Below are 15,739 nucleotides of genomic sequence, written 5' to 3' on the forward strand. Positions count from 1 at the left end.
CGCCTGTCCTTCGATGAGCGGGTGAAGGCTACTATGGCGGCGGCGCACGCACAACCTCGTGTCCTAAATATTGGAACGCCATTCCATAAATTTGACGCATCGTTCGTCGTGGCCGTAAATTAGCCCGCTGCACCCCTGCGCCATTCCAAAGCCCGCCCCCGCCACGAGACCACGAAGCAGAGCTCACTATGATCATCGACATGGACACGCATATCCTGCCGCGCGACATCTACGACCACATGAGCGGCAGGACCGCGGACCTGCGTCCGCGCTTCGAGTTCGATGCCGAAGGCACGCTCGTCAAGTGGGATTTCCCCGGCAACTACCACGTGCGCGGAACGACGCCGCTGCCGCCGCCCGGCGCCGGCGGCAAGCACAAGGGGCTGACCGACATGGAGCATCGGCTCGAGGAGTTCGACAAGCTCGGCATCGAGCAGCAGCTCCTGCTGCCGCAGTTCTCGGCCATCTATTTCAACTACACGCTCGAGCCCGAGCTCGCCGCGCAGATGGCGCACTCGTACAACCTCAGCATCCTCGATTACCTGCGCAAGTATCCGAAGAACCTGATCGGTTCCGCGCTGGTCGCGCTGCAGGACGTCGACGGCGCGATCGCGGAGATGGAGTGGGCGCGCAGGGAAGGCTTTCGCAGCGTCGCGGTCGACAAGGTGTTCCCGGTGCGCGAGCACCAGTTTTCCGAGACGCTCGGCAGCCACCGCGAGCTGTGGCCGTTCTTCAAGCGGGCGGAGGCGCTCGGCATGCCGATCGTTCTGCACAACATCCAGCACGGTCACCGCATCAGCAACCTGTCGATCTTCCAGCGCGACGGGCTCGACGTCGCTTCGCCGGCCGAGGGCCAGTTGAGCCTCGTCTCGCTCTGTACCAGCGGGCTCTTCGATGACTGCCCGAACCTGAAGGTCGTATTCACCGAAGCCGGCTCGGCGTTCATCAAGCCGATCGTCGAGCGCTTCGACGCCGCGTACGTGAAGCCGCCGCTGAACTACGAGGACGAGGACGCGCAGGCGCGCTTCCATCGCCGCGTGAAGCCGGGCGCGGAGCGGCTCTCGGCAGGTAAGCGCCTCACGACGGTGGAGGAGTACGAGAGCCGCAACAACGAGCCGGTCAGCCATTACTTCAGGAAGAACCTCTTCTTCACGATCGAGACCGAGGAGCCGGAGCTGCCGGACTCGATCGATCTCATCGGCGCCTCGCAGTTCCTGTTCGCGACCGACTACCCGCACGACGATCCGGGCGGGCGCATGAAGTACAAGGACGTGCAGCTCCTGCGCGATCACCCGCGGATCTCGGAAGCCGACAAGGACGTGATCCGCAGCGGCTCGGCGCTGAACATGCTGCCGAACTAGCACACAAGAACAGAAGGAGGAGGGACCATGGAAGCCAGGCTCGTCGGCGCCGATGTCGTCAAACGCATGCTGCACGACGGCGAAGAGATCGCGCTGCTCGACGTGCGCGAGGAAGGCGTCTTCGCCAAGGCGCACATGCTGCTCGCCGTGCCGGCGCCGCTCTCTCAGCTCGAGATCCGTGCGCCGCTGCTCGTGCCGCGCCGCTCGACCCGCGTGGTGCTGACCGACGACGGCGAAGGCCTGGCCGCGCGCGCTGCGGCGGTGCTCGGCAAGCACGGTTACACCGACGTCGCGGTGCTCGACGGCGGGCTGTCCGCCTGGGCCGCCGCGGGTTACGAGGTCTACAGCGGCGTCAACGTGCCGAGCAAGGCGTTCGGCGAGTTCGTCGAGCATCACTATGAGACGCCGCGCATGGAGCCGGCCGAGCTCAAGTCGCGCATCGAGCGCGGCGACGACCTCGTGATCCTCGACAGCCGGCCGCTCGCCGAATACAAGCGCGTGAGCATTCCCGGCGGCATCGACTGCCCGGGCGCCGAGCTCGCGTACCGCGTGCACGACCTCGTGAAGTCCGACGACACCCTGGTCGTCGTGAACTGCGCCGGGCGCACGCGCAGCATCATCGGCGCGCAGTCGCTGCTGAACGCGGGCATCCCGAACCGCGTGGTCGCGCTCAAGAACGGGACGATGGGCTGGCATCTCGCCGGTTTCCCGGTCGCCAACAACCAGGACCTGATCGCGCCCAGGCCGAGCGAGGCCGGGCTCGCCAAGGCCAAAGCGGTGAAGGAGCGCGTCGCGCGGCGCTTCGGAGTGCAGTCGATCGGCGCCGCGCAGCTCGACGCGTTCCAAGCCGAAGCGTCGACCCGCACGCTGTACCTCCTCGACGTGCGCAGCCCCGAGGAGTTCGCCGAGAAGCACATGGAGGGCAGCGTGTCGGCCCCCGGCGGCCAGCTCGTACAGACGACCGACGCGTTCGTCGCGGTTCGCAACGCCCGCATCGTGCTCATCGACGATCACGGCGTGCGCGCGACCATGACCGCGTCGTGGCTCGTGCAGATGGGCTGGGACCACGTCTACGTGCTCGAGAACGCGATGGAATGCGGCCAGTGGGTGGCGGGCCCGGCGGCGCATCCGGTGCTCGGGCTCGACGCGATCCGCTGTGAAGCTGTCTCGCCGGCAGCGCTCAGGCAGAAGCTCGACGGCGACGCCGTGAGCGTGCTCGACCTCGACACGCGGCCGCGCTATCGCGAAGGCCACATCCCCGGCGCGTGGCACGGCATCCGCGCGAACCTCGCGCAGAACCTGTCGAAGCTTGCGCCGGGCAAGCCGCTCGCGATCGCTTCGGCCGACGGCGTGCTCGCGAAGCTCGCGGCCGCGGAAGCCGCGGGGCTCACCGGCGCGCCGGTGCTCGTGCTCGACGGCGGGACCGACGCGTGGCGCGCGGCGGGCTATCCGCTCGAGGCCGGCGAGACGCGGCTCACCGACGACACCGAAGACGTCTGGGTACGCCCCCACGAGCGCACCGGCGACCGCGAGCACGCGATGAAGGACTACCTCACGTGGGAAGTCGACCTCATCACCCAGATCGGACGCGACGACGACGCGCGCTTCCGGCACTTTCCCGTGGAGTAGAGCAGACATGACGATTTCGACGGACGTACTGGTCATCGGCGGCGGCAACGCCGCCCTGTGCGCGGCGCTCGCCGCGCGCGCGCAAGGCGTGTCGGTGATGGTCCTCGAGCGCGCGCCCGAAGACGAGCGCGGCGGCAACAGCCGCTTCACCGAAGGCTCGATGCGCTTCGCGTTCAACGGTCTCGACGATCTCCTGAAAGTCGTGCCCGACCTCACCGACAAGGAGAAAGAGGAGACCGATTTCGGCCGCTATCCCGAAGACGAGTTCTTCGACGACATCGCGCGCTGCACCGATTACCGCAGCGATCCCGACCTGGCGGAGATGCTCGCGAAGAGAAGCTTCGAGACGGTGTGCTGGCTGCGCTCGCTGGGACTGCGCTACGTGCCCAAGTACGGCAAGCAGGCCTACAAGGTCGGCGGGCGCTTCACGTTCTCCGGCGGCGTGGTGGTGGAAGTCGTCGGCGGCGGGGCGGGGCTGGTCGATGCGCTCTACAAGCTCGCGGCCGACCGCGGCATCGACGTGCGCTACGACGCGCGCGCGCTTTCGCTCATCGCCGACGACACCGGCGTGCACGGCGTGACCGCGCGCATCGCCGGCGTGACGCAGGAAGTGCGCAGCCGCGCGGTGATCCTCGCGTGCGGCGGTTTCGAGGCGAACGCCGAGTGGCGGGCGCGCTACCTCGGACCGGGCTGGGATCTCGCCAAGGTGCGCGGATCGCGCTTCAACACCGGAGACGGTCTGCGCATGGCGATCGACGCCGGTGCGCTGCCGTACGGCAACTGGTCGGGCTGTCACGTGGTCGCCGGCGACCTCAACGCGCCCAACTACGGGGATCTCAAGTTCGGCGACGCCTTTCAGAAGCACAGCTATCCGTTCGGCATCCTCGTCAACGCGGAAGGGCGGCGCTACTTCGACGAAGGCTACGACTTTCGCATGTACACGTACGTCGAGTGCGGCCTCGCGCTCGCGCGCCAGCCCAAGCAGCTCGCCTACCAGGTGTTCGACGGCAAGGTGCTCAAGCTCCTGCGCGACGAATACCGCCTGCGCAGCGTGACCAAGGTGCGCGCCGATACGCTCGAGGAGCTCGCCGCGAAGCTCGAAGGCGTGAACGGGCAGCAGTTCCTCGCGACGGTGAAGGAGTTCAACGCCGCCGTCGCCAGGGACACGCCGTTCGATCCGAACAGCAAGGATGGCCGCCGCACGAACGGGCTCGCGGTGGACAAATCGAACTGGGCGAACACCATCGACGAGCCGCCGTTCGAAGCCTATCCCGTGACGACCGGCATCACCTTCACGTTCGGCGGGCTGAAGGTGAATACCGCGGCCGAAGTGCACGACGTCGATTCGCGCGTGATCCCGGGACTCTACGCCGCCGGCGAGATGGTCGGCGGGCTGTTCTACAACAACTATCCGGGCGGCAGCGGGCTCATCTCGGGCGCGGTGTTCGGCCGCGCGGCCGGCACGTCGGCGGGCGAATTCGCGCGTTCGGCCTGACGCGTACGAACCACATCCTAGGAGGAACCATGAGCGCCGTTCTGGAGAAGAAGGAAGCTGCGGTCGATTCGCAATCGGTGTCGGAGCGGCTGGCGCGCCACATCGCCGCAATGGATTACACCGCGCTGCCGGCGAGCACGATCGAGGTGTCGAAGAAGCTCATGCTCGATACGCTCGCGTGCGCATGGGCCGGCCGCGACGCGCCGGGCGCGCCCGAAGCGCATGCGCTGGTCGCCGCCGACGGCGGCACGCCCGAGTGCACTGTCTGGGGTTACGGCGGGAAGCTTCCGGCTTCCGCGGCGGTCTTCGTGAACAGCCTTTTCGGCGCGGCGCTCGACTACGACTCCGTCAACACCGTCCACGCCGACGTGTGCGTGCTGCCCGCGGCGCTCGCGCTGGCGGAGCGCCAGCACGCGAGCGGCAAGGCCTTCCTGACCGCATACGCGCTCGGCGCCGATCTCGCGTGCCGCATGGGCGGCGCCATCACGGGCGCGCACAAAGGCTGGTTCACGACCTCGATCTACGGCGTGTTCGGCGCCGCGGGCGCCGCGGCGAGCCTTCTGGAGCTGGACGCCGCGGCGACCGCGCACGCGTTCGGCATCGCGCTCAGCCAGGCCGCCGGAACGCAGCAGGCCAACATCGAGCAGGCGCTCACCAAGCGGCTCCAGGGCGCGTTCTCGGCGCGCGCAGGCGTGTTTTCCGCGCTCCTCGCGTCCAGAGGCATCACCGCGCCGCGCGAATCGCTCGAAGGCAAGTTCGGCCTGTTCACGCTCTACCAGGAGGGGGATCCGCTCAAGCTCTTCGAAGGTCTCGGCAAGACGTACGAGCAGGAGAAGACGAACCTGAAGAAGTATCCGACGTGCGCCTGCGGCCACGCATCGCTCGACGCCGCGTTCGCCCTGATCCGCCAATACGACCTCAAGCCCGAGGACGTGACCGCGATCGAAGTGAAGCATTCCCCGTTCATGCACCGGCTCGTCGGCGCGCCGTTCGACCCGACGACCAACCCGCAGGTCACCGCGCAGTTCAGCGTCCAGTACGCGCTCGCGAGCGCCCTCATGCGCCGGCGCGTGAGCATCGAGGACATCCAGGACGCCGCGGTGCTCGATCCCGCGATACGCGAGATCACGCGGCGGATCACGATCGTCGTGGACGAATCCAACAGGAGCGGTCGCGCTCCGTCGACGGTGAGCATGGAGACCCGCAAGCACGGGCGCGTCACGCACACCGCCGAGCGCTTCCCCTGGGGCACCGAAGCGCCGCCGACGGCGGAGGAATTTCGCGGCAAGCTCGATGCGTGCTTCGGCTACGGCGCCGAGCCGCTCGAAGCCGCACGGCGCAATCGCCTGATCGAACGTGTACAGTCCATCGAGGCAGTCGAAGACATGTCGAAGTTCTTCGACGGCATCCTGTGAGGCGCTCGACGACAATGCGCGCCGCGTTCTGTGCGACGCTCGCCCTGCTGCCGTTCGCCGCGTGGTCGCAGGCCTATCCCGCGAAGCCCATCCGCCTCGTCGTGCCTTTCGGGCCGGGCGGCACCACCGACATCCTCGGCCGCGTGATCGCGGACCGTCTGGGCGCCCGCCTCGGACAGCAGGTCATCGTGGACAACCGGCCAGGCGCCGGCGGCAACATCGCCGCCGAGGCGGTCGCGCGCTCAGCGCCCGACGGCTACACGCTGTTCCTCGGCTCCATGGGCACGCAGGCGATGAACGGTGCGATCTATCCGAAGCTCGCCTTCGATCCGATCCACGATTTCGCGCCGATCACCCGCCTCGTAAACAGCGCGAACCTGCTCGTCGTTCATCCGTCGATACCGGTGACGAACGTGAAGCAGCTCATCCAGCTCGCGAAATCGAAGCCCGGCCAGCTCAACTATTCGACATCCGGAATCGGCAGCTTCAACCACATGTCGGCCGAGCTCTTCCAGATGATGGCCGGCGTGAAGATGGTGCACGTCGCGTACAAGAGCGGCGGACAGGCGCTCACCGCGGTGCTCGTCGGCGAGAGCCAGCTTCTCTTCCAGACGATTCCGCCGGCCGTGCCCTTCGTCGAGTCGGGAAAGCTGCGCGCGCTGGCGGTGTGCTCCGCGGAGCGCCACCCGCTCTTTCCGAAGCTGCCGACCGCGAGCGAATCCGGGCTGCCTGGATTCGAAGTGAGCACGTGGTACGGCATCCTCGCGCCGGCCGCGGCGCCGCGCGAGCTCGTCACCCGGCTGAACGACGCGCTGGTGCAGGTCGTGAAGGTGCCCGCCACGCAGAAGCGCCTGACCGAGCTCGGACTCGATCCTGCGCCCAATACGCCGGGCGAGTTCGCCGCGCTCATCAAGGCGGACGCGCTGAAGTGGGGAAAGGTCATCAAAGCAGCGCAGCTCAAGGCGGAATGATGGCGGCGCGAGCATACGGCCTCGAAGATCGAGTCGCGTGGGTGATCGGAGGCTCGGGGTCGCTCGGACAGGAGATCGCCGCGGCGCTGACCGAAGCGGATGCTCGTGCGATCGTGTCGTCGCGCAGCGTCGCGGCGCAATGGCGCGAGCGTGACGGCGCCGGTGCATGGCCGCCGAGCGCGGTGAAGGTCGAGCTCGCGTCAGCCGCATCGGTCGACGCCGCCGCGCGCGAGATCCTGGAGCGCTGCGGGCGCATCGACCTGCTCGTCAACTGCAGCGCCGCGCCGATCTTCGGCGATTTCCTCGAGCTGGACGACGCCGGCTGGGACGCCGTCCTGCAGTCGAAGCTCCTCGGGTACATGCGCTCGATGCGCGCGGTGATCCCTTCGATGCTCGAGCGCGGCGAAGGCGCGATCGTCAACGTGAGCGGCCGCGGCGGCCGCCAGCCCACCGCGGCGCACTTGCCCGGGTGCTGTGCGAATGCCGCGGTCAACGTGCTGACCAAAGGGGTCGCCGATCTGTATGCCGGACGCGGCCTGCGCATCAATGCCGTCGCGCCGGGGCCGATCGACACGCCGCGCCATCACGCGATCGACAGCAGCAATGCGGAGCTGAAGTCGGCGGCTGCCAAGAAGCTGCCGCCGATGGGGCGGCTGGGCGCGCCGCGCGACATCGCGGACGCCGTGCTGTTCCTTGCGAGTCCTGCTGCGTCGTACGTGAGCGGCATCACGCTCGCGGTGGACGGCGGCGGTACCGCGACGGTCTGACACTACAAAGAGAAACGAGGAGAAGATCAATGCGCAGGATCCTGTCAGCAGCAGCACTGTGCCTCGCCGCCACCGCGGCTGGCGCTCAGTCGTTTCCCGTCAAGCCTCTGCGTATCGTCGTCGGCTACCAGCCCGGCGGCGCAGCCGACATGGTGACGCGGGTCGTGGCCAAGGGCCTCGGCGAGCGTATGGGCCAGCAGGTCGTCGTGGACAACCGCCCCGGCGCCGGCGGATTCATCGCCAACGAGCTGGTCGCGAACTCGCCGCCCGACGGCTACACGCTGCTCCTCGCGAACTCGTCATTCGCCTACATCCCCGGCATGTTCGCCGGCACCAAGCTCAAGTTCGACACGCGCGCCGACTTCATCCCGGTCGCGCTCGTCGCCACCACGCAGAACGTGTTGGTCGTCCATCCCGCCGTGCCTGCGAAGAGCGTGCGCGAGCTCGTCGCGATCGCACGCGCTCACCCCGGCAAGCTCAGTTACGCGTCGGGCGGTATCGGCGGCTCGACCCATATGGCGACCGAGCTCTTCAAGAGCATGACCAAGACCAACATCCTGCACGTGCCTTACAAGGGTAACGGACCTTCGATCGTCGATCTCATGTCGGGCCAGGTCGACATGACCATCGCGCCGATTCCCGCGATGCTGCCGTTCATCAGCGGCGGCGCGCGCAAGCTGCGCGCCCTCGCTACGACGGGTCTGAAGCGCAGCGCGATGCTGCCCGACCTGCCGACCATCGCCGATTCGGGCGTGCCGGGCTACGACGCGGGCTCGTGGTACGGCTACATGCTGCCGGCCAAGACGCCGGCGGCGATCGTCTCGACGCTCGAGCGCGACATCATGGCGTTCGGCAACTCGCCCCAGTTCGCCGAGCAGCTCAAGAACGGGGTGGGCTGCGAGCCCTCGGTGCTGTCGTCGGAGAAATTCCGCGAGCTCATCGCGGCCGAGACGCAGAAGTGGGGCAAGATCATCAGGGAAGCGGGCATCAAGGGCGAATGAGCGCCCATCTCAAGGACGGCAGGACGGTCAAAGGAGAACGCAATGAGTGACGGCACTGCGGCGAACCGGCCGCGCAACATGTTCGAGAAGATCTGGGATCGCCACGTCATCTCGAAGCGCGACGACGGCGAGTCGCTGATCTACATCGACCGCAACTTCGTGCACGAAGGTCCGTTCTACGCCTTCGATGCGCTGCGCCTCGAGAACCGCCGCATCCATCGGCCGCTGAAGCAGTTCGCCATCGCCGATCATTACGCCCCGTCGCTCAACCGGGCGGCGGGCGTCGCGGCCATACGCGACGTCGACATCCGCCGCATGATCGAGCAGCTCGAGAAGAACACGCTCGATTTCGGCGTTCCGTTCATCGGGATGGACGACCCGCGGCAGGGCATCATGCACGTCGTCGCCGCGGAGCTCGCGGTCGTGCAGCCGGGCATGGTGACCACCGCCGCGGATTCCCACACCACGAGCATCGGCGCGTTCGGCGCGCTCGCGTTCGGCGTGGGCGCATCCGAGATCAAGCACATCCTCGCCACGCAGTCGCTGTGGTTCCGCAAGCCGAAGACGCTGCGCGCCACCGTCAACGGGGACCTGCCTCCCGGCATCACGGCCAAGGACGTGATCCTCGCGATCGTCGGGAAAGTCGGGTTGTCGGGCGGCAACGGGCACGTGATCGAGTATGCGGGCTCGGCGATCCGCGGCATGACCATGGATGAGCGCATGACCGTGTGCAACATGTCGATCGAGATGGGCGCGCGCTCGGGCATGGTCGCGCCCGACGAGACGACCTTCGCGTATCTCAAGGGCCGCCAGTTCGCGCCCGGGCCCGAGCACTGGGAGCGGGCGCTCGCGTTCTGGCGCAAGCTCCCGACCGACGAAGGCGCCGCCTTCGACAAGGAGGTCACGCTCGCCGCGAAAGACATCGCGCCGATGGTGACGTGGGGCAACCTGCCGGAGCATGCGCTGCCGATCACGGCGCGCGTGCCGCACCCGGACGACGCCAAGACCGCCCAGCAGCGCGGCCACATCGAACGCGCGCTCGCTTACATGCAGCTCACGCCGGGACAGGCGCTGACCGAGATCGCGGTCGATCGCGTATTCATCGGCTCGTGCACCAATGCGCGCTACGACGACCTGGTGTCGGCCGCGAAGATCCTGAAAGGACGGCGCGCGGTCGTGCCGGCGATGGTCTCCCCGGGCTCGAGCGACGTGAAGCGGCGCGCCGAGGCGGCGGGGATCGACCGCATCTTCAAGGACGCCGGCTTCGAATGGCGCGACTCGGCGTGCTCGATGTGCGTCGGTTCGAACGGCGACTTCGCGCAGCCGGGCGAGCGCTGCGCGTCGACGTCGCCGCGCAATTACGAGAACCGCCAGGGCCGCTGGGTGCGCACCCACCTGGTGAGCCCCGCGATGGCCGCGGCCGCGGCCGTGACCGGACATCTGACCGACGTACGCACACTCGACTAGGGGCGATTCATGGAACCGTTTACCCGACTCACCGCCGTCGCCGCGCCGCTCGAGCGCGCCGACATCGACACCGACATGCTCATCCCGCAGCGCTACCTGCGCCAGCCCCTGACGGTGGGCTATCGTAATTTTCTCTTCTACAACGACCGCTACGACGCCGACGGCAAGCTCAAGGGCGATTTCCTGCTCGACCGCGAGCCTTACAACCGCGCGAAGATCTTCGTCGCGGGGCCGAACTTCGGCTGCGGCTCGACGCGCGAAGGCGCGGTGTACGCGGTCGTCGATTTCGGCATACGCGCGGTGATCGCGCCGAGCTTCGGGCCGTTCTATGCGAGCAACTGCTACCAGAACGGGCTGCTGCCGGTGGTACTGCCCGAGGACACGGTGCGCGCGATACTGAAGCAGCTTCACGACAAACCCGGCGCCGAGATCACGATCGACCTGCCCGGCCAGACCGTCACCGATCCGGCGGGCGGTCAGCATCGCTTCGAGATCGAGCCCGCGCGCAAGGAGCGTATGCTCGAAGGCATGGACGATATCGCCGCGACGCAGAAGCTCGCCGGGCAGCGGGACGCGCTCGAGCGCAAGCTCGAAGCGGAGACGCCGTGGCTCACCGGCGCGAACATGCAGGTGCTGGTGCGATGAGCGGGGCCGGTCTCACGGCCGTCCTCGGCGAGTTCATCGCATGCACGCGCATCAAAGACGTCCCGGAGGCCGCGCGACGCATTGCGAAGCAGGGCATCGCCGACTGTATCGGTGCGATGCTCGCCGGCTCACGCGAGCCGGCGGTCGCGGCGGTTCAGAAAGCCTTCGAGATCGATGCGCCCGCAGGCGGAGCGGCATCGCTGTATTTCAGCGGCAGGCATACCACCGCGCCGATCGCGGCATGGGTGAACGGCACCGCCGCCCACGTCCTCGATTATGACGACGTGGCGCTCAAGGGCAGCCACCCCAGCGCCGTGCTCGTTCCCGCGATCCTGGCCGAAGCCGAGACGCTCGGCTCGACCGGCGCCGATATGCTCCTCGCGTACATCGCCGGCTACGAGACGTGGGGCGAGCTGATCTCGCGCGAGCGCGGCAACTACCAGCGCAAGGGCTGGCATCCGACCGGCGTGTTCGGGGCGCTCGGCGCGGCCGCGGCCTGCGCTTCGCTGCGAAGGCTCGACGCGGTGAAGGCGAGGAACGCGCTCGGCATCGCCGCTTCGGAAGCGAGCGGCGTCATGGCGAACCTCGGCTTCATGACCAAGCCCATGCATGCGGGCAAGGCCGCGGCCTGCGGCCTGCTCGCCGCGCGCTTCGCGAGCGAAGGCGTGACCGCCGCGGCCGATGCGCTGGAGCACGAGCAGGGTTTTCTTGCCGCGTTGTCCCCCAGGGGCGAGCTGGACCTCAGAGGCGCAGCGGCGCTGCCGCCCTCGCGCTGGCGCATCGTCGACCAGGGTCTCGCGATCAAGCAGTATCCGGTGTGCTATCGCGCGCACCGGGCGATCGATGCGATGCTGGGACTCGCGCGCGAGCACGATCTCGCGGGCGAAGACGTGCACGCGATGACCGTGCGCTTCAGCGCGTCGCACAACGTGATCCTCAAGAACCACCGGCCGCAGAGCGCCATCGACGCGAAGTTCAGCATCGAGTTCGCGCTGGCGTGCGCGCTGCTGAAGCGGCGCGTAGGATTGCGGGACCTCACCGACGAGTTCGTGCAATCCGCGGCCGTGCAGCAGCTCGTCGAGCGCGTGCAGATCGACATCAACCCGGAGGAGATGGCCGGCACGTCCGGCTATTCGCCGTACGACGTGGTGCGCGTCGTCCTCGCCGACGGCCGCGAGCTGGAAAGCGAGCACGTCAGGCACGCCCGCGGAGACGCGGAAGCGCCGCTCGCGCCTTCCGAGCTGTGGGCGAAGTTCGAGGACTGCGCCGCGTGGTCGGGGCTGCCGCTCGATGCGCGCGCGCTCTTCGAATCGATCCAGGCGCTCGAACAGTGTTCCAGCGTGGCGGCGCTCGCCGGCGCCGCGCGTGCGAAGCCCTCGCGGCAAGCCGCCGTCGCAGGTTGATCATCCACACAACGAAGAAGGAGCCCTCATGGCCAAGCTGAGACACATCGCAATTACCGTGGACGACATGGAACAGACCGCCCGGTTCTACGAACAGGCATTCGACATGAAGCGCGTGCGCCAGTCCGACGTGGCCATCATGATGTCCGACGGGGTCATGAGCCTCGCGATCATCCATTCCGAGAACATCAACGCCGAAGGGCGTCGGGGCCTGCACCACATCGGCTTCCAGATCGACGAGATGGAAGACGCCGCGGCGAAGGTGGAGGGCAGCGGCGGCGTGTATCACGGCCAGATCAAGGGCGTAGGCGGCGGGCCGAAGTCGGAGCGCAAGTATCGCGACCCGAACGGCATCCACTTCGACATCGCGACCGCGGAGCACGTGCAGCGGGTGTGGTGCATCCCCGCGGACGTCGAAGAAAAAGTCTAAAGGTCGCAGGCGGCGGAGCGCGCGTCCGCCGCCTCGAAAATCCGCGCGGACTCCGGATAGAGCCGCACCAGCGTTTCGGCCGCCAGGCGCGTCATGATCGGTTGCAGCCATTGCGCGACTTCATTCGGCGACGCCCCGCGGTGTGCGGCGCCCCACGCGTCTTCGAGCGCCTGCGCGTTGCGCGATACCAACCCGGATACGCGCGTCTGCCAGTGGGGCGGATACTCGCCTTCGATCCAGTCGCCGCGGCCGCGGCCGAAATGCGCGATCGCGAGATAGCGCAGCAGCGCCGCCTGCACGCGCTGCGTGAGGAATTTCCCCGACCATCCGACGTGCAGCTCGTCCGCCTCGCGCGCGAGGTTGTAGGCGTGCGCGGCGCCGGCGCCGCCGAAAGCGCCCACGATGCCACCGATGAGCGCGCCGGCGCCGAGCGACATGCCGCCGGCGACGAGGTCGGCCGCAAGCCCGGTGGCGGCGCCGGTGACGAAGCCGCCCAGCACGCCCGTCGCGCCGACGTCGACCGGCTCTTTCACGACAGCCGCGTCTCCGGCGAGACGCTCGAGGATGAGCTTCTCGCTGCGGCCCGACAGCCCGTGCAGCGCGATGAGCTCGTCGGTTGCTTCCTTCACCGACACCGCCAGCCGCTCGCCGAGCGAGTTCATCGCGGCCTCGACCTCGGGCTCGAGCTGCGCCGGTCTCGTGCGCCACTGCTTCAGCCAGCGCGTGAGCCGGTGCGCGAGTCCCGGGGCGCTGCGCGCTTCGCGATCGGTCGCTGCCAGCGCCAGTTGCTTCGCGAGGATCTCCATCGATCGCACGAAGATCGTGAGGTTGCCCGTGCGCCACGTGGTGCGGATGCGATCGAACGCAGCCGCCTTGCCCCCTGCGAGCAGATCCGCCACCGCGGCCAGCAGCCGGTCCTCCTGCACCCAGCAGCGCGCGAATGCGTCCATCGCGACCGGTCCCACCGCAGCGGGATGCCGCGCGATGTGCGCGCGCCACAGCTCCTCTTCCGCCGCTTCCTGGTCGCGAGGCCGCGGCGCGCCCATCTGGTTGAGGAGCACGAGCACCGGCCTCTTCATCCAGTCGAGAATACGCAGCTCGACGTCGACGTAGGCCGCCGAAGCCGGGTCTTCGGCGGCGTTCACCAGGTACAGCACGACGTCGGTGCGCTCGCGGACGTTGCGGATCGCGATCTGGCTGTTGAAGAAAGGGCGATCGGTATAGCGGTCCCAGACTCGCGTGAGGAACCAGCCGATCGGATTGGAGCTCATGCGCAGGCGCTTGAGCAGCCGCACGCTGTCGCCGAAGCCCGGAGTGTCCCACAGGCGCAGCACGTCGCCTTCGGGAGTCTCGACCAGGACGTGCGCGTCGGCACGCGAGGTCACGTGGGCGCGGTCCGCGACTTCTCCGACGTCGCGCCGCACGAGCGTGCGCAGCAGGGTCGTCTTGCCCGCGTTGGTGTGCGACACGAGCGTGATGTCGATCGCGGTCGTCATCGCCGTAACACCGCCGCCTTGAGGCGCTCGGTTTCTTCCGCCGGCGGAGGGTCGTCGGCGAGGTTGATGAAGCACGGCTGCGCTCCATGCCGCTCCACAAACGCTTTCCACGTGCGCCGGCGCTCGTTCATGCGCTCCGCCGCGCCGCCGAGCGCCTGCATGCGCGCCGCGTAAGGCCCTTCGTCGACGAGCACCAGACCACCTCCGGAGGTGTGGTGCGCGAGGCGCGCCTGCAGCCGTCCGATCGCCGCGCCATGGTTCTCCTCTTCGGGCGTCGCCGCGAGATTGACGAGCAGCGCGAGCGCTACGCCGTCGCGCGCCTGCCGCGCGTCACGCAGCAGGCCGTCCTCGTCTCCATAGCGCACGGCGGCTATGCAGTCGATCGCGACGCCTTCGCCGAGCGCGGAGCGCAGCCGCTGCGAGAGCCGCGCCGGCGCATCGCCCGCGGGCTCGTACCCGTACGGCGCGACGGTCACCGCACGAAGGCCCCCGGCCTGTCCTTCGCCGAACGTCCTGGCGAAGTACGCCGCGAGCCCCTGCGGCAACGGAATGTTCAGCGCGTGCCGCCAGACCGCGAGCATGCCCGCGAACGCAAGCACCAGACGCGGCGCCACGACATAGATCGCGACGGATGCGGCGAGCAGATGTATCCAGTAGTCGGCGCGCTCGCCGCCCGCACCGTCGGCCCACCGGATCGCCTCGAGGTGCGGCGCGTCGGGCAGGGCGATTCCGGAGAGCGCGGAAGCCGGGCCGTAGAAGACGGACACGAACGTGCGCACCCGTTCCGCATCCAGCAGAGTGCTTTCCCAGCCTGCCGAATAGTCGATGGTGAGGCCGCGCAGGTAGAGCGCGCCGATGAAGCCGAGCCCCGCGGCCGCCGCGCACAAGTGAAAGAGACGCGTGGCCCGCGCCACCAGCAGCGGCTTTGCGACTTCGGTCCATTGACGCACGAAGCTCTCGAGCGCTCTTGCGAGCGCCGTGTCGTATCGCGCCGAGCGCGCGACCATATGCCGCACCCTGCGCAGCACGCTCTCCGCCGCGAGCGCGCGCAGGACCGGGCGGTTCGCACGGCGCCCGGCGGTCGAGCCCGCGGCGGTTGCGATCACTACTGCGTACACCAGCAGGTTCCACAGGACGAGCGCGAGGAGCGGACGCGACAGGATGTCGATGCGGCGCGTGCCGTCGAGCACCGACAATGCGCCGCCGAGCACCACGCTCGTCAGGACGAGGAGCCAGCCGGCCGTCGCAGACCCGCCGGCGAGGCGCAAGACCGAATCGACGAAACGGTGGTCGCGGAGCACCGGCTCGATCAGAAGCTCCGCTCTCGCGGCGAGCATGGCCTGCGCACGCCGCGTCAGCGCGCCGCCCTCCCGCGCGGCATCGCCGTTCGGCGGGTCGCCGGTGTTTCGGGCGGCTTCGCGCGTAGCGCTCCTGCGCTCGGCCTCGGGGATCAGACGCGCGGTCCCTTCGGCTTCCTCTACGGCTCTGACCAGCAGTACTTTTCGAAGCTGAGCTTCTCGCATCCGCGACGTTCTTGAAATTCGTTGCTCGATTTCAGCAGGCGGCGCGGTGCCCGCGGCCTTCGCTCCTCGCTCCTCGTGTGCCTGATGATACCCGCGCCACGGTCAGCGACGGCGCGTGGCGAAGGACGCTCGCCCG

General features: G+C 68.4%; 13 protein-coding genes. 11 read left to right on the forward strand and 2 right to left on the reverse strand.

Going from position 1 to position 15,739, the window contains the following annotated elements; translation table 11 throughout:
- Positions 1 to 200 precede the first annotated feature (200 nt).
- Genes VHP37_02045 through VHP37_02095 form a run of 11 tightly spaced genes read left to right on the forward strand, consistent with a single transcriptional unit; the run spans position 201 to position 12,584 of the window.
- Complete coding sequence (locus tag VHP37_02045; GenBank protein ID HEX2825104.1) at positions 201 to 1,361, forward strand: amidohydrolase family protein; 1,161 nt, start codon at positions 201 to 203, stop codon at positions 1,359 to 1,361.
- Positions 1,362 to 1,388: 27 nt separating this feature from the next.
- Positions 1,389 to 2,990: a rhodanese-like domain-containing protein gene (locus VHP37_02050; GenBank protein HEX2825105.1), complete on the forward strand. Its 1,602-nt coding sequence runs from the start codon at positions 1,389 to 1,391 to the stop codon at positions 2,988 to 2,990.
- Positions 2,991 to 2,997: 7 nt separating this feature from the next.
- Positions 2,998 to 4,485, forward strand: a complete 1,488-nt coding sequence (gene tcuA, locus VHP37_02055) for an FAD-dependent tricarballylate dehydrogenase TcuA (protein HEX2825106.1) — start codon at positions 2,998 to 3,000, stop codon at positions 4,483 to 4,485.
- A 29-nt stretch (positions 4,486 to 4,514) separates the two neighbouring features.
- Positions 4,515 to 5,900, forward strand: a complete 1,386-nt coding sequence (locus VHP37_02060) for an MmgE/PrpD family protein (protein HEX2825107.1) — start codon at positions 4,515 to 4,517, stop codon at positions 5,898 to 5,900.
- A gap of 14 nt (positions 5,901 to 5,914) precedes the next feature.
- Positions 5,915 to 6,871 carry a tripartite tricarboxylate transporter substrate binding protein gene (locus tag VHP37_02065; GenBank protein ID HEX2825108.1) on the forward strand — a complete coding sequence of 319 codons (957 nt, stop codon included), beginning with the start codon at positions 5,915 to 5,917 and terminating at the stop codon, positions 6,869 to 6,871.
- Positions 6,871 to 7,638: an SDR family oxidoreductase gene (locus VHP37_02070; GenBank protein HEX2825109.1), complete on the forward strand. Its 768-nt coding sequence runs from the start codon at positions 6,871 to 6,873 to the stop codon at positions 7,636 to 7,638. Before VHP37_02065 ends, VHP37_02070 begins: the two co-directional genes overlap by 1 nt.
- A gap of 29 nt (positions 7,639 to 7,667) precedes the next feature.
- Complete coding sequence (locus VHP37_02075; GenBank protein HEX2825110.1) at positions 7,668 to 8,639, forward strand: tripartite tricarboxylate transporter substrate binding protein; 972 nt, start codon at positions 7,668 to 7,670, stop codon at positions 8,637 to 8,639.
- A gap of 42 nt (positions 8,640 to 8,681) precedes the next feature.
- Entirely contained in the window at positions 8,682 to 10,106 is a 1,425-nt protein-coding gene (gene leuC / locus VHP37_02080; protein HEX2825111.1) for a 3-isopropylmalate dehydratase large subunit, read from the forward strand.
- A gap of 9 nt (positions 10,107 to 10,115) precedes the next feature.
- Positions 10,116 to 10,751 carry a 3-isopropylmalate dehydratase small subunit gene (gene leuD, locus VHP37_02085; protein ID HEX2825112.1) on the forward strand — a complete coding sequence of 212 codons (636 nt, stop codon included), beginning with the start codon at positions 10,116 to 10,118 and terminating at the stop codon, positions 10,749 to 10,751.
- On the forward strand, positions 10,748 to 12,154 hold the full coding sequence (locus VHP37_02090) for an MmgE/PrpD family protein (GenBank protein HEX2825113.1): 1,407 nt from the start codon (positions 10,748 to 10,750) through the stop codon (positions 12,152 to 12,154). Before leuD ends, VHP37_02090 begins: the two co-directional genes overlap by 4 nt.
- Positions 12,155 to 12,182: 28 nt before the next feature.
- Positions 12,183 to 12,584 (forward strand): VOC family protein, encoded by a 402-nt coding sequence (locus VHP37_02095; protein ID HEX2825114.1) that lies wholly within the window; start codon positions 12,183 to 12,185, stop codon positions 12,582 to 12,584.
- Here the strand turns inward: VHP37_02095 and VHP37_02100 are convergent.
- The gene (locus VHP37_02100; protein ID HEX2825115.1) at positions 12,581 to 14,080 is read right to left on the reverse strand and encodes a DUF3482 domain-containing protein; all 1,500 of its coding nucleotides are present in this window, start codon (positions 14,078 to 14,080) and stop codon (positions 12,581 to 12,583) included. The two genes, VHP37_02095 and VHP37_02100, sit on opposite strands and share 4 nt — an antisense overlap.
- Positions 14,077 to 15,603, reverse strand: coding sequence for a DUF2868 domain-containing protein (locus tag VHP37_02105; GenBank protein HEX2825116.1), 1,527 nt, complete (start codon positions 15,601 to 15,603; stop codon positions 14,077 to 14,079). Before VHP37_02105 ends, VHP37_02100 begins: the two co-directional genes overlap by 4 nt.
- Positions 15,604 to 15,739 lie beyond the last annotated feature (136 nt).

It is taken from the genome of Burkholderiales bacterium, from assembly GCA_036262035.1.
GTDB lineage: Bacteria > Pseudomonadota > Gammaproteobacteria > Burkholderiales > SG8-41 > JAQGMV01.